General features: G+C 70.3%; 20 protein-coding genes. 8 read left to right on the plus strand and 12 right to left on the minus strand.

Annotated features, from left to right (window positions below):
* Positions 1-184: 184 nt before the first annotated feature.
* Entirely contained in the window at positions 185-811 is a 627-nt protein-coding gene (locus ASG80_RS14525) for a vitamin K epoxide reductase family protein (protein ID WP_056731903.1), read from the plus strand.
* A gap of 63 nt (positions 812-874) precedes the next feature.
* Here ASG80_RS14525 and ndk read toward each other — a convergent pair whose 3' ends face one another.
* The 5 genes from ndk to ASG80_RS14550 all read right to left on the minus strand — a co-directional run bounded on the left by ndk (position 875) and on the right by ASG80_RS14550 (position 7,008).
* A complete protein-coding gene (gene ndk, locus ASG80_RS14530) occupies positions 875-1,297 on the minus strand; it encodes a nucleoside-diphosphate kinase (protein WP_056731905.1) in 423 nt (140 codons plus the stop codon).
* On the minus strand, positions 1,294-1,707 hold the full coding sequence (locus ASG80_RS14535) for a DUF4233 domain-containing protein (protein ID WP_056731907.1): 414 nt from the start codon (positions 1,705-1,707) through the stop codon (positions 1,294-1,296). Before ASG80_RS14535 ends, ndk begins: the two co-directional genes overlap by 4 nt.
* Complete coding sequence (locus ASG80_RS14540) at positions 1,704-3,053, minus strand: folylpolyglutamate synthase/dihydrofolate synthase family protein (RefSeq protein WP_056732182.1); 1,350 nt, start codon at positions 3,051-3,053, stop codon at positions 1,704-1,706. Before ASG80_RS14540 ends, ASG80_RS14535 begins: the two co-directional genes overlap by 4 nt.
* A 23-nt stretch (positions 3,054-3,076) precedes the next feature.
* Positions 3,077-6,382, minus strand: coding sequence for an isoleucine--tRNA ligase (gene ileS, locus ASG80_RS14545; RefSeq protein ID WP_056731909.1), 3,306 nt, complete (start codon positions 6,380-6,382; stop codon positions 3,077-3,079).
* A gap of 230 nt (positions 6,383-6,612) precedes the next feature.
* Positions 6,613-7,008, minus strand: coding sequence for a GntR family transcriptional regulator (locus tag ASG80_RS14550; protein WP_056732185.1), 396 nt, complete (start codon positions 7,006-7,008; stop codon positions 6,613-6,615).
* A gap of 213 nt (positions 7,009-7,221) precedes the next feature.
* Here ASG80_RS14550 and ASG80_RS14555 point away from each other — a divergent pair, with 213 nt between their 5' ends.
* The 4 genes from ASG80_RS14555 to ASG80_RS14570 all read left to right on the plus strand — a co-directional run bounded on the left by ASG80_RS14555 (position 7,222) and on the right by ASG80_RS14570 (position 11,964).
* On the plus strand, positions 7,222-8,571 hold the full coding sequence (locus tag ASG80_RS14555; protein ID WP_056731911.1) for an MFS transporter: 1,350 nt from the start codon (positions 7,222-7,224) through the stop codon (positions 8,569-8,571).
* A 129-nt stretch (positions 8,572-8,700) separates the two neighbouring features.
* A complete protein-coding gene (valS, locus tag ASG80_RS14560; protein WP_056731912.1) occupies positions 8,701-11,283 on the plus strand; it encodes a valine--tRNA ligase in 2,583 nt (860 codons plus the stop codon).
* Positions 11,284-11,293: 10 nt separating this feature from the next.
* Positions 11,294-11,740: a GNAT family N-acetyltransferase gene (locus ASG80_RS14565; protein ID WP_056731914.1), complete on the plus strand. Its 447-nt coding sequence runs from the start codon at positions 11,294-11,296 to the stop codon at positions 11,738-11,740.
* Positions 11,740-11,964, plus strand: a complete 225-nt coding sequence (locus ASG80_RS14570) for a hypothetical protein (RefSeq protein WP_056731916.1) — start codon at positions 11,740-11,742, stop codon at positions 11,962-11,964. The genes ASG80_RS14565 and ASG80_RS14570 overlap by 1 nt, the downstream gene beginning before the upstream one ends.
* Before the next feature lie 59 nt (positions 11,965-12,023).
* Here ASG80_RS14570 and ASG80_RS14575 read toward each other — a convergent pair whose 3' ends face one another.
* The gene (locus ASG80_RS14575; protein WP_056731919.1) at positions 12,024-12,857 is read right to left on the minus strand and encodes a methyltransferase domain-containing protein; all 834 of its coding nucleotides are present in this window, start codon (positions 12,855-12,857) and stop codon (positions 12,024-12,026) included.
* Positions 12,858-12,911: 54 nt separating this feature from the next.
* Here ASG80_RS14575 and ASG80_RS14580 point away from each other — a divergent pair, with 54 nt between their 5' ends.
* A complete protein-coding gene (locus ASG80_RS14580) occupies positions 12,912-14,951 on the plus strand; it encodes a M3 family metallopeptidase (protein ID WP_056731921.1) in 2,040 nt (679 codons plus the stop codon).
* Between the two features lie 4 nt (positions 14,952-14,955).
* On the opposite strand, the gene ASG80_RS14585 is transcribed toward ASG80_RS14580, so the two are convergent.
* From ASG80_RS14585 to sufB, 5 genes are read right to left on the minus strand one after another with little or no spacing between them, the layout of a single operon-like run.
* Positions 14,956-15,285: a metal-sulfur cluster assembly factor gene (locus ASG80_RS14585; protein ID WP_056731923.1), complete on the minus strand. Its 330-nt coding sequence runs from the start codon at positions 15,283-15,285 to the stop codon at positions 14,956-14,958.
* 20 nt (positions 15,286-15,305) lie between these two features.
* Complete coding sequence (sufC, locus tag ASG80_RS14590; protein WP_056731925.1) at positions 15,306-16,073, minus strand: Fe-S cluster assembly ATPase SufC; 768 nt, start codon at positions 16,071-16,073, stop codon at positions 15,306-15,308.
* A gap of 53 nt (positions 16,074-16,126) precedes the next feature.
* Positions 16,127-16,453, minus strand: coding sequence for a non-heme iron oxygenase ferredoxin subunit (locus ASG80_RS24160; protein ID WP_056731926.1), 327 nt, complete (start codon positions 16,451-16,453; stop codon positions 16,127-16,129).
* A 1-nt stretch (position 16,454) separates the two neighbouring features.
* The gene (gene sufD, locus ASG80_RS14600) at positions 16,455-17,648 is read right to left on the minus strand and encodes a Fe-S cluster assembly protein SufD (RefSeq protein ID WP_162256638.1); all 1,194 of its coding nucleotides are present in this window, start codon (positions 17,646-17,648) and stop codon (positions 16,455-16,457) included.
* A gap of 14 nt (positions 17,649-17,662) precedes the next feature.
* Positions 17,663-19,081, minus strand: a complete 1,419-nt coding sequence (sufB, locus tag ASG80_RS14605) for a Fe-S cluster assembly protein SufB (RefSeq protein ID WP_056731928.1) — start codon at positions 19,079-19,081, stop codon at positions 17,663-17,665.
* 249 nt (positions 19,082-19,330) lie between these two features.
* Here sufB and ASG80_RS14610 point away from each other — a divergent pair, with 249 nt between their 5' ends.
* Together ASG80_RS14610 and ASG80_RS14615 are read left to right on the plus strand one after the other, a co-directional pair.
* The gene (locus ASG80_RS14610) at positions 19,331-20,257 is read left to right on the plus strand and encodes a heme A synthase (RefSeq protein ID WP_056731930.1); all 927 of its coding nucleotides are present in this window, start codon (positions 19,331-19,333) and stop codon (positions 20,255-20,257) included.
* Positions 20,254-20,847, plus strand: coding sequence for a gamma carbonic anhydrase family protein (locus ASG80_RS14615; protein WP_056731932.1), 594 nt, complete (start codon positions 20,254-20,256; stop codon positions 20,845-20,847). Before ASG80_RS14610 ends, ASG80_RS14615 begins: the two co-directional genes overlap by 4 nt.
* On the opposite strand, the gene ASG80_RS24800 is transcribed toward ASG80_RS14615, so the two are convergent.
* Positions 20,844-23,753, minus strand: a complete 2,910-nt coding sequence (locus tag ASG80_RS24800; protein ID WP_156401863.1) for a LuxR family transcriptional regulator — start codon at positions 23,751-23,753, stop codon at positions 20,844-20,846. The genes ASG80_RS14615 and ASG80_RS24800 overlap by 4 nt on opposite strands.
* Positions 23,754-23,791 lie beyond the last annotated feature (38 nt).

Consider the following 23,791-nt stretch of genomic DNA (forward strand, 5'->3'; position numbering starts at 1 on the left):
TTCACTGCTGCGACCGGCAGGATGCCTGTGTCGCCACGTCTCGCGGTGCGTCTCGACCGCTCACTCGGATGCGGTGCATCCTCAAAGCCTTCATTGGCGTCGCGCCGGGCGCGGCCCGGACGACTGCTTCGATTATCGCACGCTCTCACAGGGTGGTGTGGAAACGGCATGCCACAATACGAACATGCCGGACTCCTCCCCACGGTCCCGACCCGTCGCCCTCGCCGTATTCCTCATCATCGCCGGTGCCCTCGGGCTGCTGGCGGCCTGGGAATTGTCGGTCGAGAAGGTGCTCGTGCTGGCGGATCCCGAGCACGTGCCCGCCTGCAACGTCGGGGTGCTCGTCGGCTGCGGCGTGAACCTGGAGTCGTGGCAGGGATCGGTGTTCGGCTTCCCGAACCCGTTCATCGGCTTGATGGCGTGGCCGGTGGTCATCACGATCGGCGTGGCGATCCTCGCCGGCGCGCACTTCTCGCGCTGGTTCTGGATCGGCTTCAACGTGGGCGTCGCCGGAGCCCTCGTCTTCGTCGGCTGGCTCATCGCCCAGAGCATCTACGCGCTCGACGTGCTGTGCCCGTGGTGCATGCTCACCTGGGCGGTGACCATCCCCACGTTCTGGACCGTGACGCTGCACAACCTGCGCACGGGTCATATTCCCGCATCGGCACGCATCCGCCGCTTGGCGGCCGAGTGGGTCAAGTGGATCCCGCTCATCACGGTCGTCTGCTATGCCATCGTCATCCTGCTCGCGCAGGCGCACATGAACGCCATTCCGCGCGTCATGGTCGACCTGCAGAACCTCTTCCGCTGAGCGGTCCGACGCCGCACCGGGATCGCCGCGTCGACCGGGCGACCCGGTCGACGCGGCATCCGATCAGGCGAACCAGAGGTCGAGCTCGCGCTCGGCCGACTCGACCGAGTCGGAGCCGTGCACGAGGTTCTGCTGCACCTTGAGTCCCCAGTCGCGACCGAAGTCGCCCCGGATCGTGCCGGGCGCCGCAATGGTCGGGTCGGTGGTGCCCGCGAGCACCCGGAGGCCCTCGATCACGCGGTTGCCGGCGACGCGCATCACGACCACCGGGCCCGACTGCATGAACTCGATGAGCGGCTCGTAGAACGGCTTGCCCTCGTGCTCGGCGTAGTGCTTCGCCAGGATCTCGCGGTCGGCCTGCACCATGCGGATGTCGATGAGGGAGTAGCCCTTCGCCTCGATGCGGCGGAGGATCTCGCCCGTGAGGTTGCGGGCGACGCCGTCGGGCTTCACGAGCACCAGGGTCTCCTCGATGGCGGTGGTCATTCCTGTTCCTTCCCCGGATCGGCGTGCGCCGTCCTCTCTCGGTCGATTCGTGCGCCGGCGACCATGCAGTACCACCACATGCCGCCGAAGAGCGCGCCGACGAAGAACATCGCCGGGTTGAGGAACCCCGACGCGAGGATGAGCGCCTGCAGCACCCAGCCCAGCACGAAGCCCCACGGGTACCTGAGCAGTCCGATCGTCGCGATGAGGCCGACGATGAGCGCGCCGCCCGCCGCGAGCGCCACCCACGGCGGCAGGCCCAAGAAGCCGCCCTCGGTGGGCGCGAGGCCCCAGATCACGAGCGCGGCGAGGAACACGACGATGATCTCGAAGGCGAGCACGATCGAGCCGAGGGTCTGCCTCGCTGACCTCGGTGCGGGTGCCGGCGTCGGCGTGGCGGCGTCGTTCATTCCCGACCCCAGCCCCGGTCGGCGGCGATCGCCATGGCCTCCCCGACGAGGGCGATCGATCCGGTGACCACCACGGCGCGCTTCGGGGCCTCGGCGGCCCAGGCTCGTGCCTCGTCGAGGGCGTCGTCGAGCCGTTCAGCGGATTGCACGCGGTCGGCCCCGATGCGCGACGCGATGGCGGCCGCGAGGTCCGACACGTCGCGGGCACGCTCGGAGTCGGGCCTCGTCACGAGCAACGCGGCTCCCGTGCGGGCGAGCACGGCGGCGATGCCCTCGGCGTCCTTGTCGGCGAGCACGCCGAAGACGAACACGACCTCATCGAAGTCGAAGTACTCGTCGAGTGCGGCGACGAGCGACTCGGCGCCATGCGGGTTGTGCGCGGCATCGACGATCACCGTCGGATCGCTCGCGATCGGGTGCAGGCGCCCGGGCGAGGACGTGGCCGCGAGGCCGTCGTGGACGACCTGGTCGGCGAGGCGCACTGCTCCACCGCCGATGAACGCTTCCACCGCGGCGATCGCCACGGCGGCATTCTCTGCCTGGTGCCGCCCGAACAGGGGAAGCGCGATGTCGCGGTACTCCCCCGCGAGGCCCCGGACCGAGACGAGCTGCCCGCCCACGGCCACGCGGGACTCGAGCACGTCGAACGCGTCGCCCTCAACCGCGAGCGACGACTCGGTGAGCTCGGCGGCCTCCTCGAGCACCGCGAGCGCGGCGTCGGCCTGCCGGGCCGTGACGACGGATGCCGCGGGCTTGATGATTCCCGACTTGGTGCGGGCGATCTCGGTGACGGTCTGGCCGAGTCGCGACTGGTGGTCGAGGTCGATCGGGGTGAACACGGCGACCTGCCCGTCGGCGACATTGGTGGAGTCCCACTCTCCTCCCATGCCGACCTCGAGCACCACGACGTCGACGGGTGCGTCGGCGAAGCAGGCGAACGCGAGCACCGTGAGCGCTTCGAAGAACGTGAGCGCCTCGTCCCCCGCGCCCTCGAGCTCTGCGTCGACGATCCCGACGAAGGGCAGGATCTCCTCCCAATTGCGGGCGACCGCCTCGTCGGAGATCGGCTCGCCGTCGATGCGGATGCGCTCGGTGAACCGCTCCAGGTGCGGGCTGGTGAGCAGGCCCGTGCGCAGGCCGGACGCGCGCAGCAGGCCCTCGATCATGCGGCTCGTGGAGGTCTTGCCGTTGGTGCCCGTGACGTGGATGACGGGCGCGGCGCGATGCGGGTCGCCGAGGAGCTCGACGGCGCGGCGCGTGGGCGCGAGTCGAGGGCGAGGGGATCCCTCGCCGATCCGCGCGAGCAGGGCCGCGTACACGGCATCGGCCGCGTCGCGCGCCTCCATCGCTTCGAAGTCGTCGCCGTCGGTCACAGCTTCTCCAGGTCCACGAGGAGCGACGATCCGTCGCCGACCGGGCGCGCCGCGGCGGCGCCCGACACGTCGACGGACGTCTCGATGTCGAGCTCGACCGCCAGGGTCTCGCGCGCGATGAGGTCGCGGTGCGCCGACGCGGCCGTCGCGCCGCCGTCGTCGAGCATGAGGCCGAGCCGGATGCGGTCGCCGACCTCGAGGCCGGCCGCCTTCCGCGCCTCCTGCACGGCCCGTACGACGTCGCGCGCGAGGCCCTCGGCCTCCAGCTCGGGCGTCGTGGCGGTGTCGAGGATCACGAAGCCGCCGTCGGAGAGCAGCGCGAGCGCGCCCTCGCCGTCGCCCGATCCGCCCGCCTCGAGCACGAGGTCGTACTCCCCCGGCTCGAGCGCGATGCCGCCCGCGACGACCGTGTCGCCGTCGAGCGACCAGTCGCCGGCCCGCGCCGCCTGGATGGCCTGCTGCACGGTCCTGCCGAGGCGCGGACCCGCAGCACGCGCGTTCACGCTGAGGCGCTTCGTGACGCCGTACGCCGCCGCGCTCGACCCGTCGAGCGTCACGAGGTCGACGGACTTCACGTTGAGCTCGTCGCTGAGGATCCCCTCGAACGGCGCGAGCGCCGCGGCATCCGCGGTGACGACCGTGAGGTTCGCAAGCGGCAGCCGCACGCGGCGGCCGGCCTGCTTGCGGAGCGCGAGCGCCGCGCCGCTGATCTCGCGCACGGAGTCCATGGCGGCGACGAGGGCGTCGTCGGCGGGGAACTCCTCGGCGTCGGGCCAGTCGGCCAGGTGCACGCTGCGGCCTCCCGTGAGCCCGCGCCAGACCCTCTCCGTCACGAGCGGGAGGAGCGGCGCTGCGAGGCGCGAGTACGTCTCGAGTGCGGTGAACAGCGTGTCGAACGCCTCGGTGCCCGAGCCGTCGTCGCCCACGCCGGCCCAGAACCGGTCGCGCGAGCGCCGCACGTACCAATTGGTGAGCACGTCGGCGAAGTCGCGGAGCTTCTGGGCGGCGAGCGGCGAATCGAAGTCCTCGAGGTCGGCGGTGACCGCGACCACGAGGTCGCGGAGCTTCGCGAGCAGGTACCGGTCGAGCACGTCGTCCGAGTCGGTTCGGCGGGATGCCTCGTAGCCGCCTTCGCGCGCGGTGTTGGCGTAGAGCGAGAAGAAGTACCAGGTGCTCCAGAGCGGCAGCATCACCTGCCGCACGCCCTCGCGGATGCCCTCCTCGGTGACGATGAGGTTGCCACCGCGCAGCACCGAGCTCGACATCAGGAACCAGCGCATGGCATCGGCGCCGTCGCGGTCGAACACCTCGGTGACATCCGGGTAGTTGCGCAGCGACTTCGACATCTTCTGGCCGTCGCTGCCGAGCACGATGCCGTGGCTCACGACGTTCTCGAAGGCGGGTCGATCGAACAGCGCCGTCGACAGCACGTGCAGCGTGTAGAACCATCCGCGCGTCTGGCCGATGTACTCGACGATGTAGTCGGCGGGGTGGTGCGTGTCGAACCACTCCTGGTTCTCGAACGGGTAGTGCACCTGTGCGAACGGCATCGAGCCCGAGTCGAACCAGACGTCGAGCACGTCGGGGATGCGGCGCATGGTGGCCCCGCCGGTGGGGTCGTCGGGGTTCGGTCGGGTGAGCTCGTCGATGTAGGGCCGGTGCAGGTCGGGCTCCCCCGCGGCGTTCAGCGGGAGACGCCCGAAGTCGCGCTCGAGCTCCTCGAGCGAGCCGTACACGTCGACGCGCGGGTACTCGGGGTCGTCGCTCCTCCACACCGGGATGGGCGAGCCCCAGTAGCGGTTGCGGCTGATCGACCAGTCCCGTGCGCCCGCGACCCACTTGCCGAACTGGCCGTCCTTCACGTTGTCGGGGACCCAGTTGATCTCCTGGTTCAGTTCGCCCATCCGGTCGCGGAACTCGGGCACGCGGACGAACCAGCTGGAGACCGCCTTGTAGATGAGCGGGTTCCGGCATCGCCAGCAGTGCGGATACGAGTGCTCGTAGCTCGCCTGGCGGAGGAGGCGGCCCTCGGCCTTCAGGAGCTGGGTGAGCGGCTTGTTCGCCTCGCTCCAGAGCAGGCCCGCGACATCCGTGACGGCCGGCAGGAACCGGCCCCCGTCGTCGAGCGAGATGATCACGGGGATGCCGGCCGCCTCGCCGATCTTCTGGTCCTCCTCGCCGTACGCGGGCGCCTGGTGCACGATGCCCGTGCCGTCGTCGGTGGTGACGTAGTCGGCGACGAGGATCTGCCAGGCGTTCTGGACGCCGTAGTGCTCGACGTCGGCGTAGTAGTCGAAGAGCCGGTCGTAGGTGACGCCGTCGAGCTCGGCACCGCGCACCGTGCGCGAGACCGCGGCGCGGGCGTCGTCGGCGGAGTCGTAGCCGAGCTCCCTGGCGTAGTTCCCGACGAGGTCGCGGGCGATGAGGTACTCGGCGCCGAGCACCTCGGTGTCCGTGCTTCCAACGTGCTCGCGGTTGACGGTCGCGTCGGGCGTGCCGTTCGGCCCGGCGGGCACGACGGCGTACTCGATGTCGGGGCCGACCGCGAGGGCGAAGTTCGTGGGCAGGGTCCACGGCGTGGTGGTCCACGCGAGGGCGCGCACCGCGGTGAGCCCGAGCGACTCGGCCTTCGCACCCGTGAGCGGGAAGGTCACGGTGACGGACTGGTCCTGCACCATCTTGTAGACGTCGTCGTCCATGCGCAGCTCGTGGTTCGACAATGGCGTCTGGTCGCGCCAGCAGTACGGCAGCACGCGGTAGCCCTCGTAGGCGAGGCCTTTGTCGTGCAGCGTCTTGAAGGCCCAGATCACCGACTCCATGAAGGTGAGGTCGAGCGTCTTGTAGTCGTCCTCGAAGTCGACCCAGCGCGCCTGGCGGGTGACGTAGGCCTGCCACTCCTCGGTGTAGCGGAGTACGGCGTCGCGTGCGGCCTGGTTGAAGGCCGCGATGCCCATCTCCTCGATCTCGCTCTTGTCGGTGATGCCGAGTTGGCGCTCTGCCTCGAGCTCGGCGGGCAGACCGTGTGTGTCCCAGCCGAACCGGCGGTGCACCTGGTGCCCGCGCATGGTCTGGAAGCGGGGGAACACGTCTTTCGCGTAGCCCGTCAGGAGGTGCCCGTAGTGCGGGAGCCCGTTCGCAAAGGGCGGCCCGTCGTAGAACACCCACTCCCGTGCGCCCTCGCGCTGATCGATCGAGGCCTGGAAGGTGCCGTCCTGCTTCCAGAACGCGAGGACCTCCCGCTCGATGGCGGGGAAGTCGGGTGAGGGTGCGACGCCGTGGTCGTCTGGGGTACGGGGGTACACGCTCGCTCCTTGCGGGGACGGATGCTCTCGCGAGGACGCCGGCCGCTCGATCGAGCGCCGCCGCGGTACCACCTCGCTTGCCACGACATCCGCGGATGCCGAGGCCCCTCGTTCCGGCTGTGACGGGCCGCCCGTTCGGTTCTAGTGACGAGCGGATGCCACGCGGCATCCGTTCGCGTTCTTCCGAAGACTCCCCGGTGATGGCCGGATCGACGTCGTTGTGTTCAAGACTACCGTGTCGGCGCGGTGCGGAGCACGCCGGGCGCTGACGGCGTCCAGCGGTAGGCCTCGCTGATGAGCGCGAGCAGCGCGCTCTCGGGGAGGTCGTGCAGCTTCGCCTCGTCGACGAGGTCGTGGATGGCGCCCGCAAGGGCGGCGTGGCCGCCGATGCGCACCGCGACCACGGCTCCGCGGCCCCGGTGCAGCTCGATCAGTCCCTCGTCGCGGAGCACGCGGTAGGCGCGCAGCACGGTGTGCATGTTCACCCCGAGCGAGTCGGCGAGGTCGCGCGCGGCCGGCAGACGCTCGCCGCCGATGACGCGGCCGTCGATGATGGCGGCCCGCACGGAAGCGGCGAGCTGGTCGAAGATCGGTGTCGCGCGGGTCGGATCGAGACGGATCAGCACAGCCTTGATCATATTGTGCTATCTGAAGTCGAACAAGTAGCTTGTCCCGCCTTCGGCCCGCTGCCAAGATGAGTGCGAGCCGCGTCGTCGGGGCGCCCCCGCTCCCCCGAACGCCCCGTCGGCCCGGTGCTCCACCTACCGCACCCGGCCGGGCGACACCGGCACCGGCCGGTTCGTCGGGCTCATCGCGAATCGACCAACAAGGACTCCTCCGTGACCACCGCCACTCCCGCACCGACGACCCCGACGCGCCCGCTCTCCGTCCGACGCGTCGCCTGGGCCTCCATGGTCGGCACCTCGCTCGAATCGTTCGACTTCTACGTCTTCGCCTACTTCTCGGCGTTCTTCATCGGCCCGCTCTTCTTCGACCCGCTCGGCCAGTTCGGCGGCACGCTGGCGGCCTTCGCGACGATCGGCGTCGCCTTCGTCGTGCGCCCCATCGGCGCGGCGATCTTCGGCCACATGGGCGACCGGCTCGGCCGTCGCGCGACCTTGCTCTGGACCGTCGGCATCATGGGCGTGGCCACCGGACTCATCGGCTTCCTGCCGACGTACGCGCAGGCCGGATGGCTCGGTGCGGTCCTGCTCGTGCTGCTCCGCGTGACCCAGGGCCTGTCCCTCGGCGGCGAGTGGGGCGGCTCGATCCTGCTCGCCAGCGAGCACGCGAGCCCCGTGAAGCGGGCGTTCTACGCATCCGTGCCGCAGCTGGGCTCCCCCGTCGGCTCGATCCTCTCGGCCGCCGTCTTCATCGTCATGACGCTCGTGTTGCCGGCCGAGGAGCTCGCGGCATGGGGCTGGCGCATCCCGTTCCTGCTCGCGCTGCCCCTCCTGGCCGTGTCGCTGTACCTCCGCATCTCCATCGACGAGACGCCGGTGTTCAAGGCCGTCGTCGCCCAGCACCGCCGCGACCGAGTGCCGTTCGCGACCATGTTCGCCCGGCAGCCCGTCGCCCTGCTCGTGGCGTTCGGCGCGGCCCTGCTCGGCATCGGCTCGTACTCGCTCATGAACACGTACACGATCAACTACGGCACCACGACCCTCGGCTTCAGCTTCCAGGATCTGCTCGTGGCCACGACGATCGGCGGCCTGCTGCAGCTCGTCACCATCCCCCTGTTCGGCGCGTGGGCGAACCGCGTCGGCTCGGCCCGGGTGGTCGCGTGGGGCGCCCTCGGCACGCTCCTCATCACGTTCCCGATGTACTGGCTGCTCCAGTTCGCGAGCTTCCCGGTGCTCGTGGGCACCATGATCGTCGGCGGCATCCTGCCGACCATGTCGTGGGCGGCGCTCGGCGGGCTCATGAACGACCTGTTCATCGACCACTACCGGTACTCGGCCCTGTCGGTGGCCTACGCCGTCGCGGCGGCGGTCAGCGGGTTCATCCCCTTCGTCACCGCGCTCATCGGCGAGGCGACCGGATACGTCTGGTGGCACCCGGGGGTCGTGCTCGCACCGCTCGCGGCCGTGACGCTCGTCTCCGCGTGGGCCGCGGCCCGGATGCGGCATGTTCCCGAGGTGGGCGATCCCGACATGGTAGCGACGCCCGAGCCTGCGCCCGCCGCGTAGGCCGCGGCGCCCGACTTCCGCCCTGCCCGCCGTTTCGAGTGGGCAAGGCGGTCTCCGGTAGGCTGGATCGTCGCACATTCAGGCACCTCTTGACGGACACGGTGCCGCCGATATCGAACCGGAGCTTTCATGACCGACACGTCGCGCATTCCCGACAAGCCAGCGCTCGAAGGACTCGAATCGGTCTGGGGCGACGCGTGGGAGCGCGAGGGCGCGTACCGGTTCGAGCGCAGCGCGGCCACGAAAGAGTCGATCTACTCGATCGACACGCCCCCGCCCACCGCGTCGGGCTCACTGCACATCGGCCACGTGTTCTCCTACACGCACACCGACCTGACGGCGCGCTACCAGCGGATGCGCGGCCGGCACGTGTTCTACCCGATGGGCTGGGACGACAACGGCCTGCCCACCGAGCGCCGCGTGCAGAACTACTACGGCGTGCGCTGCGACCCGACGCTGCCCTTCGACCCCGACTTCGTTCCGCCGTTCGAGGGCGGCGACAACAAGAGCACCAAGGCCGCCGACCAGCAGCCCATCAGCCGCCGCAACTTCATCGAGCTCTGCGAGCGGCTCACCGTCGAGGATGAGCAGCAGTTCGAGGCGCTCTGGCGCACGCTCGGGCTCTCCGTCGACTGGACGCAGAGCTACCGCACCATCGCCGACGAGGCGATCTTCACCTCGCAGCTCGCCTTCGTGCGCAACGTCGAGCGCGGCGAGGCCTACCAGGCGCTCGCGCCCACCCTGTGGGACGTGACCTTCCGCACGGCCGTGGCCCAGGCCGAGCTCGAGGATCGCGAGCAGGCGGGCCAGTACCACCGCGTGAGCTTCCACCGTCACGACGGCGGCACGATCGAGATCGAGACCAGCCGTCCCGAGCTCATCCCCGCCTGCGTCGCACTCGTGGCGCACCCCGACGACGAGCGCTACCAGCCCCTCTTCGGCAGCACGGTGACGACGCCCGTGTTCGGCGTGGAGGTGCCGGTGGTCGCGCACCACCTCGCGCAAAAGGACAAGGGCACCGGCATCGCGATGATCTGCACCTTCGGCGACATCACCGACGTCGTGTGGTGGCGCGAGCTCGACCTGCCGAACCGGGCGATCATCGGCTTCGACGGCCGCATCGTCACCGACGCGCCCGAGGCGATCAGCTCCGACACGGGCCGCGCGGCGTTCGCAGAGCTCGCCGGCAAGACCACGTTCTCGGCGAAGCAGACGGTCGTCGAGCAGCTTCGCGGCTCCGGCGACCTCATCGGCGAGCCGACGTCGATCACCCACCCGGTCAAGTTCTTCGAGAAGGGCGAGCGCCCCCTCGAGATCGTCTCGACCCGCCAGTGGTACATCGTGAACGGCGCGCGCGACGATGCGCTCGCGTCGCGACTCCTCGAGCGCGGCCGCGGCATCGACTGGCACCCAGACTTCATGCGCGTGCGCTACGAGAACTGGGTCGGCGGCCTCTCGGGGGACTGGCTCATCTCGCGCCAGCGCTTCTTCGGCGTGCCGATCCCCGTCTGGTACCCGCTCGACGCCGACGGCAACCCCGTCTACGACGAGCCGATCGTCGCGACCCGCGACCTGCTGCCCGTCGACCCGTCCTCGACACCCGCGCCAGGATTCGACGAGTCGCAGCGCGGTGCGGCAGGCGGATTCGTGGGCGAGCACGACGTGATGGACACGTGGGCGACGTCGTCGCTGACCCCGCAGCTCGCGGGCGGCTGGGAGCGCGATCCCGAGCTGTTCGACCTCGTCTTCCCGTATTCGCTGCGCCCCCAGGGCCAGGACATCATCCGTACCTGGCTCTTCTCGTCGACGCTGCGCGCCGAGCTCGAGCACGGCGTCGCGCCCTGGACGAACGCTGCGATATCCGGGTTCATCGTCGACCCCGACCGCAAGAAGATGTCGAAGTCGAAGGGCAACGTGGTGACGCCGGCGGGCCTGCTCGAACAGCACGGCTCCGACGCGGTGCGGTACTGGGCGGCATCCAGCCGGCTCGGGACCGATGCTGCGTTCGACCCCCAGAACCCGACCCAGGTCAAGATCGGCCGCCGCCTCGCGATCAAGGTGCTGAACGCGGCCAAGTTCATCCTCGGCTTCGACGGCCGGGCGGATGCCCCGGTCACCGTGCCGGTCGACCGCAGCATGCTCGCCGAGCTGTCCGATGTCGTCGCGAGCGCCACCCGGGCCCTCGACGCCTACGAGCACGCCCGGGCGCTCGAGGTCGCCGAGACGTTCTTCTGGACCTTCTGCGACGACTACCTCGAACTCGTCAAGGAGCGTGCGTACGGCGAGCCGAGCCCCGAGCAGGCCTCGGCCGTCGCGGCGCTGAAGACCGCGCTCAGCGTGCTGCTGCGCCTGTTCGCGCCGGTGATCCCGTTCGCGACCGAGGAGGCCTGGAGCTGGTCGAACGACGGCTCGGTGCACCGCGCGCCCTGGCCCACGATCGACGAAGTGTCCGCGCGCAGGGAGGCGGGCGTCGAGCTCCTCGAGCTCGCGAGCCTCGCGCTCACGGGCATCCGCCGCGCGAAGACCGACGCGAAGGCGTCGCAGAAGACGCCGGTCGCGAGCGCCGTGATCGCCGCTCCTGCGGCGGCGATCACGCTGCTCGAGTCCGCGGCATCCGACCTCCGCGCGGTGGGCCGCATCGCGTCGCTGTCGTTCGCGGAGGCGGAGCAGTTCGAGGTGCGCGACATCGTGCTCGTGGCACCGCAGGCGTAAGGGGAACGCGATGACACACGAGATCCGCATGGCGGGCGACGAGGACTTCTTCGGATGGCTGCCCCTGTTCGAGGCGTACTGCCGGTTCTACGAGACCGACCTCGACGACGCGAAGGCGCTCATCGTCTGGACCTGGATCCGCGACGAGCACGACCCGCTCGAGGCCGCGCTCGCCGTCGACGAGGAGGGGACGCCCGTGGGCCTCGCGCAGTTCCGCGTCGTGCCCGACACCCTCAAGGCGACGCGCGGCATCCAACTCGACGATCTGTACGTTGACGCCGACGCGCGCGGCGCCGGCATCGGGCGTGCACTGATCGAGTTCGTGCACGCGCGGTCCCGCGAGGTGGGAACCGGCGGCGTGAGCTGGATCACCGCAGCCGACAACGCCGAGGCGCAGCGCCTCTACGACGAGGTCGCCCAGCGCACGACCTGGGTCACGTACGAGATGGACGCGTGATGCGACTCGGCACGCGGTGGGCGTTCGGGGTGGAGCCCCCGGCATCCGTGCCCGCCGACCTGCGCCCGCGGATCGCCGCCGCGGAGGCCACTCACGCCGGCGACGGCGAAGGACGCCACTGGACGCTCACCTGGCTCGAAGGTCGGCCGATCGTCGAACTCGACGACGGCACGACGGTGAGCGACGCCATCGTCGACGCGCACGACGCCGACGAGGACTGGTAGCCGCCGGCCCGCCCGTGCCCGCGCGCACGTCGCGCAGCCGCGATGGCAGTGGCAAAAGCTCAGGCTCGCGCCAGTACCTCGGCGTGCGGCATGAGCAGCCAGCCGTCGTCGTCGGCCGCCCAGTCGCGCCAGGCCGCGGCAATGCGTGCGAGCTCCACCCGACTCGAGTGCCCGGACTCGATCGCGTGGGCTGCGAACTGCGACTGCGTCGCCCGCTCGGCCCAGGAGTTGCCCCACCACTCGCGTTCGAGCGCCGAGGAGAACACCCAGGTCGAGGCGCCGGCCTCGATCTCGGCGAACCCGGCCTCCCGCACCCAGCGCTTCAGGTGCCGGCCCGCGTCGGGGTCGCCGCCGTTGCCGACGGCGACGTCGTGGTAGAGCTCGAGCCATCGGTCGAGGCCGGATGACGCGGGGCTCCAGATCACCCCGCCGTAGTCGACGTCACGCAGGGCGACGAGTCCACCAGGCTTCAGGACGCGGCGGAACTCCTTGAGCGCATCCACGGGCCGGGCGAGGTGCTGGAGCACCTGGTGCGCGTGCACCACGTCGAACGAGGCATCCGCGAACTCCAGCGCGTAGGCGTCGCCGACGCGGAACTCGACGTTCTCGACGCGCTCGCTCGCGGCCAGCCCGGATGCGCGGGCGACGACGTCGGCGGCCGCATCGATCCCGGTGACGAGGCCGGGCCGCACTCGCCGCGCGAGGTCGATCGTGATCGTGCCGGGGCCGCTGCCCACGTCGAGCACACGCGCGCCGGCTTGGAGGTGCGGTGCGAGGTAGGCAGCCGAATTGTCGACGGTGCGCCACGAGTGGACGCGGAGGACACTCTCGTGGTGGCCGTGCGTGTACACCTCGGCCGGTGCGGACTCGATGGACTGCCCGTCGCGCTGCATACTCCGAGCCTACGACCGCCGCGGCATCCGGCACGCACGCCATAAGGTGGTCGGATGGGCGCCCCGTCGAATCCGTTCCTCGAACCGAGTCCGCTCCCCTACCGGCTGCCCTTGTTCGCCCTCGTGCGACCCGAGCACTACCGAGAGGCCGCCGAGACCGGTATGCGCGAGCAGCGCGCCGAGGTCGAGACCATCACCAACGATCCCGCACCGCCGACGTTCGACAACACGCTGGTGGCGCTCGAGCGCTCGGGCGCGCTGCTGCGGCGGGTGCTGCCTGTGCTCGAGAACGCGAGCTCGGCCGACACGAACGAGGCGATCGATGCGCTCGAAGCGGAGCTCGCGCCGCGGCTCGCAGCGCACCGCGACGCGATCAGGCTCGATCCACGCCTGTTCGCCCGCATCGGCGAGCTGCACGAGTTGCGCGACGAGCTCGGCCTCGATCCCGATCAGGCGTACCTGCTCGAGCGCACGCATCGCGAGGCCGTGCTCGCCGGCGCCGGCCTCGCGGCCGCCGACCGGGAGCGGCTCACCGCGCTCAACGAACGGCTCTCATCGCTCACGACGGCGTTCCAGCAGCATCTGCTCGCCGACACGAACGACCTCGCGCTGCACCTCACACGTGAAGCGGATCTCGACGGGCTCGACGCCGGGGCCGTCTCGGCCGCGCGCGAGGCGGCGAAGTCCCGCGGACTCGACGGCTGGCTCCTCACGCTGGTGCTCCCGACGGGCCAGCCCGCCCTCGCGGTGCTCGCCGATCCCGGCGTGCGCGACCGGCTCCTCGCCGCCTCCAGGGCTCGCGGATGCCGCGGCGGCACTCACGACACGCGCGAGACCCTGCTCGAGATCGTGCGCCTGCGCGCCGAGCGGGCCCGCCTGCTGGGGTTCGCGAACCACGCCGCCGCCGTGACCGCCGGCGAGACCGCCGGCTCCCCCGAGGCCGTCGCCGCGCTCCTCGGCGAGCTTGCGCCGCCCGCCATGCGAAATGTCGCCCGCGAGCGCGCTGAGCTCACCGCTCGCGCCGCCGAGCGGGGCGCCCGCGAGCCCGTCGCCGCCGACTGGGCGTACCTCGCCGAGCAGGTGCGCGCCGAGCGGCACGACCTCGATCTCTCGGCGCTGCGCCCGTTCTTCGAGCTCGAACGCGTGCTCGTCGACGGCGTCTTCCACGCCGCGACCCTCCTGTACGGACTTCGGTTCGCGCGACGCGACGACCTCGTGGGCTTCCACCCCGACACCCGCGTCTACGAGGTCTTCGAGGAGGACGCTACGCCGGTCGGCCTGCACCTGTTCGACCCGTACACGCGCGACTCGAAGCGCGGCGGCGCCTGGATGAGCTCGCTCGTCGAGCAGTCGGACCTCACGGGCGACCTCCCGGTGGTCGTGAACAACCTGAACATCCCCAAGCCGGCCGATGGCGAGCCGACGCTCCTCACCTTCGACGAAGCCGAGACGCTCTTTCACGAGTTCGGGCATGCGCTGCACGGCCTGCTCGCCCGCGTGCGGTATCCGTCGCAGGCGGGCACGAACGTCTACCGCGACTTCGTGGAGCTTCCGAGCCAGGTGAACGAGTTGTGGATGCTCCGCCCCGAGGTGCTCGGCAACTACGCCGTCCACCACGAGACCGGCGAGCGGATGCCGCAGCACCTCGTCGACCGCTTGCTCGCGGCGCGCGGGTTCAACGCGGGCTTCGAGACCGCCGAGTACCTCGCCGCGGCCGTGCTCGACCAGGCCTGGCACCGCCTCGACGCGGAGACCGCGGTGACGGATGTCGCGGCGTTCGAGGGCGCGGCCCTCGCCGACGCGGGGCTCGACGACCCGCTCGTGCCACCGCGCTACGCGAGCACGTACTTCGCCCACGTGTTCGCGGGCGGCTACGACGCGGGGTACTACTCGTACATCTGGAGCGAGGTGCCTGGCGCCGACATCATGACGTGGTTCGAGGAGCGCGGTGGAGCGACTCGCGAGAACGGCGACCGCTACCGTCGCGAGATCCTCGCGCCCGGCGGTTCGCGCGACCCCGGGGAGGCGATCAGCGCGCTGCTCGGCCGCGCTCCGTCGATCGAGCCGTTGCTCGCCCGTCGCGGGCTGGCGTGAACGCCTAAATCGCGAACCCGAGCGCGCGCATCATGTCGCGCCCGTCGTCGGTGATGCGCTCGGGGCCCCACGGCGGCATCCACACCCAGTTGATGCGGAACGCGTCGACGACGCCGTCGAGCGCCTCGGCCGTCTGCTCCTCGAGCACGTCGGTGAGGGGGCATCCGGCGCTCGTGAGCGTCATGTGGATGACGAGCGCGTCGTGCTCCTCATCCCACCCGAGGTCGTAGATGAGTCCGAGGTCGACGACGTTCACGCCGAGCTCGGGGTCCATGACGTCTTTGAGCGCCTCGGTGACCTGATCGAAGCGCTCGGGTGCGAGTGAGGTGACCATGGTGCGATTCTACCCGGGCCCTACTCGGCCGCGGCTTCCGCGACCTGGAAGCGGTCGTAGCCCTCTTCCTCGAGGCGGTCGGCGAGTTCGCGGCCACCCTGCTCGGCGATCCTGCCGCCGACGAAGACGTGCACGAAATCGGGCGTGATGTAGCGGAGGATGCGCGTGTAGTGCGTGATGAGGAGGATGCCGAGGCCGGTGTTCGCCTTCGCGCGGTTCACGCCCTCGGACACGATCCTCAGCGCGTCGACGTCGAGGCCGGAGTCGGTCTCGTCGAGGACGGCGAACCGCGGCTTCAGGAGTTCGAGCTGGAGGATCTCGTTGCGCTTCTTCTCGCCGCCCGAGAAGCCCTCGTTGACGTTGCGCTCGGCGAACGCCGAGTCCATCTTGAGGTTCGACATCGACTCGCGGACGTCCTTCACCCAGCCGCGGATCGCGGGCGCTTCACCGTCGATCGCGGTCTTCGCGGTGCGGAGGAAGTTCGTGACGGTGACACCGGGGATCTCGACGGGGTACTGCATCGCGAGGAAGAGGCCGGCGCGGGCACGCGCGTCGACGGTCATCTTGAGCACGTTCTCGCCGTCGAGCAGGATCTCGCCCTGGACGACGTGGTACTTCGGGTGACCTGCGATCGTGTAGGCGAGCGTCGACTTGCCGGAGCCGTTCGGGCCCATGATGGCGTGGATCTCGCCTTCGTTGACGACGAGGTCGACGCCGCGGAGGATCTCGCGGGTGCCCTGGTCGGTCTCGACGTTGACGTGGAGGTTCTTGATCTCGAGCACAGACATGTTGGTTGGGGATCTCTTTCGATTGCGGCCGTTCCGGGCCGGAGCAGGAAGGGTCAGACGGTCAGCTTGACCGCGGGGTCGATGAGGACGTCGCCGCCCTCGATGTCGACCTTGAAGACGGGGACGGGCTCGTAGGCGGGCAGGGTGAGCGGCTTCCCCGTCCTGAGCGAGAACTTGGAGCCGTGCGCCCAGCATTCGAGCGTGTCGTCCTCCACGAAGCCCTCGGCGAGGGAGATGTCGCCGTGGGTGCAGGTGTCGCCGATCGCGAAGATGTCGCCCGCGGCGTCCTTCACGACGGCGATCGCGACACCCTCGACCACGAAGCGGGCTGCTTCGTTGACGCCGAGCTCGTCGACGGTGCAGACACGAACGGATGCCACGTCAGCGCCCTTCCAGCTCGGCCTCGATCGCGGCGATGAGCCGCTTCTCGAGGTCGGGCGAACCGATCTTCTGGACGACCTCGGTGAGGAACCCGCGCACGACGAGACGGCGCGCCTCGTCCTCGCGGATGCCGCGCGCCATGAGGTAGAAGAGCTGCTCGTCGTCGAATCGGCCGGTCGCACTCGCATGGCCGGCTCCCTCGATGTCGCCGGTCTCGATCTCGAGGTTCGGCACGGAGTCGGCGCGTGTGCCGTCGGTGAGCACGAGGTTGCGGTTCTGCTCATAGCTGTCGGTGCCGACCGCGGCGTTGCCGATGAGCACGTCGCCGACCCAGACGGTGCGCGCACCCGCGCCCTGGAGGGCGCCCTTGTAGGTGACGCGGCTGCGGGTGTGCGGTGCGTCGTGATGCACGAAGACCTGCTGCTCCAGGTGCTGGCCGGCGTCGGCGAAGTAGAGGCCGAGGGCCTCCACGTCGGAGCCCTGCTCCGCGAGGTGCGTGGACGGGTTGACCCGCACGACCTTGCCGCCGAGCGAGACGACGATGTGCTTGAGGAACGAGTCGCGGCCGAGGCGCGCGAAGTGGCTCGCGAGGTGCACGGCGTCGTCGCTCCACTCCTGGAGTGACACGACGGTGAGCGAGGCGCCCTCGCCGACGACGATCTCGACGTTCTCGCTCAGGCGGGCCTCGCCGGTGCCGCGAAGCACGATCAGGCCGCGGCTGTTGGGCGCCGCCTCGATGACGGTGTGGGCGGCACGAGGCGCGTCACCGAGCCCGTGTCGCGTGACGGCGGCGGTCTTCTCGTCCTCTCCGGTCACCGTGATGAGGAGCGCCTCGCCGAAGGTGGACCACGCGTTCGCGGAGGCGCGCTCCTCGGGGATGCCGGTGCGACCGACCCGGGCGTCGTCGCGGCCGATCCACGAGACGTCGACGCCTGTGGCATCCGCGCCGTCCTGAGCATGTCGAACGGTCGTCTCGATCTCGACCCGGGAGCCGTCGAGCACACCGCTCGTGAGGTCGGCGAACGCGGCGACGGGCGAGAGCTTCCACTCGTGCTCACGGCCCGTGACGGGGGCGAAGTCCTCGACGTTCACCGAGCGGAAGCGCTCCGAGCGGGTCTGCACGGGCACGAATGCGCCGTCCGAGTGCGGCCGGAAGCCGTGCTGCTCGGCAGTGGGCATGGCTGTGCTGGTCATCTGGGCGGGCATTCCTAGCCGACCGATCCTTCCATGCCCATCTCGATGAGCTTGTTGAGTTCCATCGCGTACTCCATGGGGAGCTCGCGCGCGATGGGCTCGATGAAGCCGCGCACGATCATCGCCATTGCCTCGTCTTCGGGGAGGCCCCGGGACATGAGGTAGAAGAGCTGCTCCTCGCTCACCTTCGACACCGTGGCCTCGTGGCCGAGGTGCACGTCGTCGACGCGGATGTCGATCGACGGGTACGTGTCGGAGCGGGAGATGGTGTCGACGAGCAGGGCGTCGCAGCGCACCGTGTTCGCCGCGTGGTGGGCGTTCGCGTCGATGCGCACCTCGCCGCGGTAGCCCGCGCGGCCGCCGCCGCGGGCGATCGACTTCGAGACGATCGACGACTGGGTGTACGGCGCCATGTGGATCATCTTGGCGCCGGCGTCCTGGTGCTGGCCCGGGCCCGCGAAGGCGACGGAGAGCGTCTCGCCCTTGGCGTGCTCGCCCATGAGGAAGATCGACGGGTACTTCATCGTGACCTTCGAACCGATGTTGCCGTCGATCCACTCCATGGTGGCGCCCTCGGCCGCGGTCGCCCGCTTGGTCACGAGGTTGTAGACGTTGGTCGACCAGTTCTGGATCGTCGTGTAGCGCACGCGCGCGTTCTTCTTCACGATGATCTCGACGACCGCGGAGTGCAGCGAGTCCGACTTGTAGATCGGGGCGGTGCAACCCTCGATGTAGTGCACGTAGCTGCCCTCGTCGGCGATGATCAGCGTGCGCTCGAACTGGCCCATGTTCTCGGTGTTGATGCGGAAGTAGGCCTGCAGCGGGATCTCGACCTGCACGCCCGGCGGCACGTAGACGAACGACCCGCCCGACCACACTGCCGTGTTCAGCGCCGCGAACTTGTTGTCGCCAGCGGGGATCACCGTGCCGAAGTACTCCTCGAAGAACTCGGGGTGCTCCTTCAGCGCCGTGTCGGTGTCCATGAAGATCACGCCCTTGCGCTCGAGCTCCTCGTTGATCTGGTGATAGACCACTTCGGACTCGTACTGCGCGGCGACGCCGGCGACGAGGCGCTGGCGCTCCGCCTCGGGGATGCCGAGCTTCTCATACGTGTTCTTGATGTCGTCGGGCAGGTCTTCCCAGGTCTGGGCCTGCTTCTCGGTGGAACGGACGAAGTACTTGATGTTGTCGAAGTCGATCTCCGACAGATCGGCGCCCCACGTCGGCATGGGCTTGCGCTCGAAGAGCTGCAGCGCGCGCTGGCGGCGCTGGAGCATCCATTCGGGCTCATCCTTCAGCCCGGAGATGTCGGCGACCACCTCGGGCGAGATGCCGCGGCGCGCGGATGCCCCGGCGACGTCGGAGTCGGCCCAGCCGAACTCGTACGTGCCGAGCCCTTCCAGTTCGGGGCGGTCGATCAGTACGTCCGTCATGCTCTCCCTCTTCTCCTCCCGTGCAACCGGCTATCAGTCCGGCTCATTCCCCCCGCGAGTCGAGGTGCTCGGTGAGTGGGCGATGATGTGCGGGTGGCTCCAGTGCGAACCTAAGATGGCTGGGAACCCGCATCGCGCGTTGTCGCGCGCCTCGCGGGGATCCAACCCCTCAAGTCTATAGGGTCGCACTGCCGCCTGGACGGTTCTCCCAGTGCCGTCACAGTACGACCCGGATCAGGACCGACCAGCGTGAACCGCTTCACCGAGTGGCTGCCCGACCGAGTGGACGGGCGCATCCACTTCTTCGCATGGCTCTCGTTCGTCGTGCAGACGACCATCATCGCGACGGGCGGCGCCGTGCGGCTCACCGGTTCGGGGCTCGGATGCCCCACCTGGCCGACCTGCACGGCCGACTCCCTGATCCCCACCGAGGAGCTCGGCTACCACTCGCTCATCGAGTTCGGGAACCGCCTGATGACCGGCGTCGTCGGCATCGTCGCCCTCGTGCTCTTCGTGCTCGTCTGGCGGATCCGCACCGAGCGTCGCGACCTCTTCACGCTCTCGTTCATCGTCGGTGCGGGCGTCGTCGCACAGGCGATCGTGGGCGGCATCACCGTGTGGACCGGCCTGAACCCGTTCATCGTCGGCTTCCACTACGTCTCGTCGCTCGTGCTCGTGTGCGTCTGCGCGGCATTCATCGTGCGCATGGACGCGCAGCCCGGGCCCCGCGAACTCGCGGTCCCCGGATGGTACGCCGGGCTCACGCACACGACGACCGCGATGCTCGCACTCACGATCGCGTTCGGCGTGCTCACCACCGGGTCGGGGCCGCATTCCGGCGACGCCGAGGCGGGCCGCAGCGGGTTCGACTCCGAACTGCTCGAGCACGTCCACGCCTGGCCCGGCTACGCCCTCCTCGCGCTCACCATCGCGCTCCTCGTCGCCGCCTGGCGGCTGCGCCTGCCGACGCTGCGCTGGGTGGGCGTGCTCCTCGCGATCGAGCTCGTACAGGTCGCGGTCGGCCTCTACCAGGCCCGCAACGGACTCCCGCCGCTCGCCGTCGGCGTGCACATGGTGCTCGCCGCGCTCACCGCGGCCGCCATGACGGTCGTCGTGCTGCGGCTGAAGCGTCCGGTCCCCGCCGACCGGCCGGTGGAGGCATCCGTCGGCGCATGAGGATCGAGCACCGCGGACGAGCTCCGCGCATCCACCCCGATGCCACGATCGCACCCGGGGCGATCGTCTCGGGCGACGTCGTCGTGGCGTCCGGCGCGCGCATCCTGCACGGTGCAGTGCTCACCGGAGAGGATGGCGAGGTCCGCATCGGCTCGGAATCGGTGGTGCTCGAGCACGCGATCGTCCGCGGGCGCGCCGGGCATCCGGCGATCATCGGATCGCACGTCATGGTGGGGCCGCACTCGCACGTGAACGGCGCAACGGTCGGCGACCGCGCCTTCATCGCAACGGGGGCGGCGTTGTTCCCCGGTGCGTCGATCGGCGAGGGCGCCGAGGTGCGCGTCAACGGCGTCGTGCAGGTGAACACGACCCTCGAGCCGGGCGCGGTCGTGCCGATCGGCTGGGTGGCCGTGGGGACACCCGCGCACATCCTCTCCCCCGACCGGCACGAGGAGATCTGGGCGATCCAGCAGGCGCTCGACTTCCCCGGCACCGTCTACGGCGTCGACCGCTCGGCGGGCATGGACGAGGTCATGCGACGCCAGTCCGCGTTCTACGCCGCGCACGACGACGATCGGGTGATCGACTAGCCGTTCGCCGGGCCGTCGTCCGTCACGCGATGGACCAACCCGGCGAGCTCGACGCGATTCGCCGTGCCGGTCTTGGCGAGCAGGTGCGAGACGTGGGTGCTCACCGTCTTCTCGCTGATCATCAGCGTGCGTGCGATCTCGGAGTAGGTGCGGCCCACGGCGACGAGGTCGAGCACCCCGCGCTCGCGCTCGGTAAGGCCGTGCAGCGCGGCGGGCGCAGCGGATGCCGCGGACGACGGCTCCTCCACCGGGATCCGTGCACGCTCCGCCAGGTCGCCCAGCTCGCGCTCGACCGGCCGCGCCTCGAGCCGCCGGGCGAGTGCGAGGCCATGCCGGAGCATCGCAGCACCCGCCCGCCGGTCGTGGCCGCGGCCGAGCAGCGCCTCCGCCGCGCGCCAGCTGGAGTACGCCTCCTCCCACGGGAGTGCCGCGTTCGCGAAGGCATCCACCGCTCGGATCCAGGCGGCTGCTTCGCCCGGGTGGCGGCGGGCTCGAGCCTGTTCCGCGGCATATTGCGCATCGAACGCGTGGAGGAGGCTCCCCCGTATCCCCGTCGTCGGGCCGATGTCCCTGATGACGTGCGGGAACCGCGCGACCAGCGCGTCCAGCGTCTCCAGCGCGTCCCCATCGGTGCGCCCGTCATCGTGCTCGCTCTGCACCCGATCGGCGAGGGCCCGGGCCGCGAGCGGCATCAGCCATTCGCACCTCGTCGGCGGTGCGCCTGACTTCCGTGCTCCATTCATCGCCGCCCGGAATGCGCCGTCATGGTCGTGCGCACCGAAGCGTACCTCCGCGTGGACGGCGTCGAATTCCAGCCCGAGGTACGCCGACCCGTCGATCATGAGCTCCTCGACTCGGAGAAGGTGGCTCTCGGCCTCGGCCTGCCGCCCTCGCAGCGTGGCCGCCCGGGCCGCGACGAGTCGGGCCATGACGTCTCCGAGAGGTCCCGGGTCGGAGCCGAGCACGACGCGGAGACGTGCGTCGCATTCCTGCCAGTCGCCGATGATGAGCCAGTTCTGCGCCTCGACAGCTGACATCCACGCCGCATACGCATGCGGACCGCCCCGCTCGACCATCTCGACGCGCCGATCCCGAATGAGCAAGCTGTACGCAGCGCTCCCCCAGGTCCTGAATGCGTCCGCTTCCCACATCATCGCGTGCACGTAGGCCCACCAGTCGCCCGCGGCCCGGGCAGCCTCGACCGCTTCATGCGCAAGCGCCTGGGCTGTCGGCGCATCCTCGGCGACGCCTGCCGTCATGGAACCGGCCGCGAGCGCGTGAGACAGCGCCCGCAGGTCGTCGGTCCCACGCGCAATCGCGATCGCTGCGCTCGCGTGCGCCGGCGCATCGTGATGGCCGGCCCACACTTCGGCGTGAGCGAGCTCCGCGAGGGCCAGCGCGTACTGGGGGCTCGTCGTGTCCGCCTCCGCCAAGCGGACGGCCTCCCGCATTTCGTCGACGTCGATGAAAGCCTGCCCGGCGATGTCACGGAGGTGCATCCGACGCACGAGGAGCTCTGCGGCGACGAGCGGCTGCGCCTCCGGGTCGACTCGGGCGAGCAGCGATTCCACCGCATCGAGCTCATCGGCCGTCGCTCCGGCGTCGGCAGCCACGGTGCGCAGCCGTCGCAGCAGCGTGTCGACGGACTCCTCCGGGTCGGGCAGCTCGCCGCGAAGCGCGACCGCACGACGGAGCAATCGCAGCTGCTCGGCGCGCCCGTCCGCGCCGCCGACCAGGCCCGCGGCGATCAGGGCCCCTTCGTAGGCCTCGCGCGTCTGCTTCGCGGCATCGCGGTGGTCGGCGATCGCGACGGCAACGGCGGCGGCTCCTGCCGCGTCGGTCTCGGCCTGCCCTGCGGACCGCCGCTCGATCGCGTCCGCGAAGCGCGCGTGGAGGTCGCGCCGATCCTCCTCGGCGAGCTCTGCTTCGAGCACTTCGGCATTCAACGGATGGTGGAACCAGAATGCCCCGTCGCCGACGGCCACGACCGTGCCGGAGCCCACAGCCACCTCCAGCCGGATCCGAACCTGGCCAGGATCCTCGCCGACGACCTCCGCGAGCTCATCCACGTGCATCGGCCGGCCACCGACCGCGAGCACCGTGGCGAGTCGCCGCGTCGCCGACGACAACCGGAACGAGGACTGCAGCACCGCCGAGCGGAGGTCGCCCGGGAAGGCGTCGGGCGCTGCGCGCGCCTCGGCGGAGAGGCCCGCAACCATGAGCCGTGTGAAGTATGGATTGCCGCATGCGTGGCCATGCACGTCGTCCACGAGCGACTGGTGCGGGGATCCCCCGAGCAGCAATTCCAATTGGGCCGCAGTCCCTGCTCGGTCGAGAGGCCCGAGCGCGAGCTCGGTCGTCCGGGGCAGGCGACGGACGTCCGCCAGCCAGCGCTGCAGCGGATGCCGCAGCCCGACCTCGCCCGACCGGAGTGTCGCCACGACCGCGAGCCGGCGGGACGACGGTCCTGCGATCACGTACATGATCGCATCCAGAGTCGAGCGGTCGGCCCACTGCAGGTCGTCGATCACCAACACGACGTGCCGCTCCGCGCACCGCCGATCCAGCCAGGCGTCGAACCCCAGCACGAACTCGCCCTCCTTCGCGGTGACCTCGCGGAAGTCGCCGCCCGCCTCGGCAACTGCGCGCAGCGCCGATCGGATCGGCAGGAACGGGATCGACATCGACGTCAGCGGCAGGCACGTGCCGGACAGCCCCGTTGACAACCCATCGCGGTCGGCACAGGCCCGGGCCACCAGGGCGGTCTTGCCGACGCCCGCATCGCCCGAGACGAGCAGTGTCTGGGCATCCTCGGCGGCGGAGCGGTCGAGGAGCGAACGGATGATCCCGAGTTCACGCCCACGTCCGACGAGCACCGACGAGGACGGCTCGGGTGGCACGGCCACCACCACAGTTTGGCACCCCTCGTCGTGGCGAGTAAGGG

The organism is Agromyces sp. Soil535, assembly GCF_001428255.1.
In the GTDB taxonomy this organism is placed as follows: domain Bacteria; phylum Actinomycetota; class Actinomycetes; order Actinomycetales; family Microbacteriaceae; genus Agromyces.

What these genes read in the sequence shown, in the direction of transcription:
- ASG80_RS14525 (WP_056731903.1), top strand. Translation starts at nt 185, where the DNA reads ATGCCGGACTCCTCCCCACGGTCCCGACCCGTCGCCCTCGCCGTATTC.
- ndk (WP_056731905.1), bottom strand. Translation starts at nt 1,297, where the DNA reads ATGACCACCGCCATCGAGGAGACCCTGGTGCTCGTGAAGCCCGACGGC.
- ASG80_RS14535 (WP_056731907.1), bottom strand. Translation starts at nt 1,707, where the DNA reads ATGAACGACGCCGCCACGCCGACGCCGGCACCCGCACCGAGGTCAGCG.
- ASG80_RS14540 (WP_056732182.1), bottom strand. Translation starts at nt 3,053, where the DNA reads ATGGAGGCGCGCGACGCGGCCGATGCCGTGTACGCGGCCCTGCTCGCG.
- valS (WP_056731912.1), top strand. Translation starts at nt 8,701, where the DNA reads ATGACCGACACGTCGCGCATTCCCGACAAGCCAGCGCTCGAAGGACTC.
- ASG80_RS14565 (WP_056731914.1), top strand. Translation starts at nt 11,294, where the DNA reads ATGACACACGAGATCCGCATGGCGGGCGACGAGGACTTCTTCGGATGG.
- ASG80_RS14570 (WP_056731916.1), top strand. Translation starts at nt 11,740, where the DNA reads ATGCGACTCGGCACGCGGTGGGCGTTCGGGGTGGAGCCCCCGGCATCC.
- ASG80_RS14575 (WP_056731919.1), bottom strand. Translation starts at nt 12,857, where the DNA reads ATGCAGCGCGACGGGCAGTCCATCGAGTCCGCACCGGCCGAGGTGTAC.
- ASG80_RS14580 (WP_056731921.1), top strand. Translation starts at nt 12,912, where the DNA reads ATGGGCGCCCCGTCGAATCCGTTCCTCGAACCGAGTCCGCTCCCCTAC.
- ASG80_RS14585 (WP_056731923.1), bottom strand. Translation starts at nt 15,285, where the DNA reads ATGGTCACCTCACTCGCACCCGAGCGCTTCGATCAGGTCACCGAGGCG.
- sufC (WP_056731925.1), bottom strand. Translation starts at nt 16,073, where the DNA reads ATGTCTGTGCTCGAGATCAAGAACCTCCACGTCAACGTCGAGACCGAC.
- sufD (WP_162256638.1), bottom strand. Translation starts at nt 17,648, where the DNA reads ATGACCAGCACAGCCATGCCCACTGCCGAGCAGCACGGCTTCCGGCCG.
- sufB (WP_056731928.1), bottom strand. Translation starts at nt 19,081, where the DNA reads ATGACGGACGTACTGATCGACCGCCCCGAACTGGAAGGGCTCGGCACG.
- ASG80_RS14615 (WP_056731932.1), top strand. Translation starts at nt 20,254, where the DNA reads ATGAGGATCGAGCACCGCGGACGAGCTCCGCGCATCCACCCCGATGCC.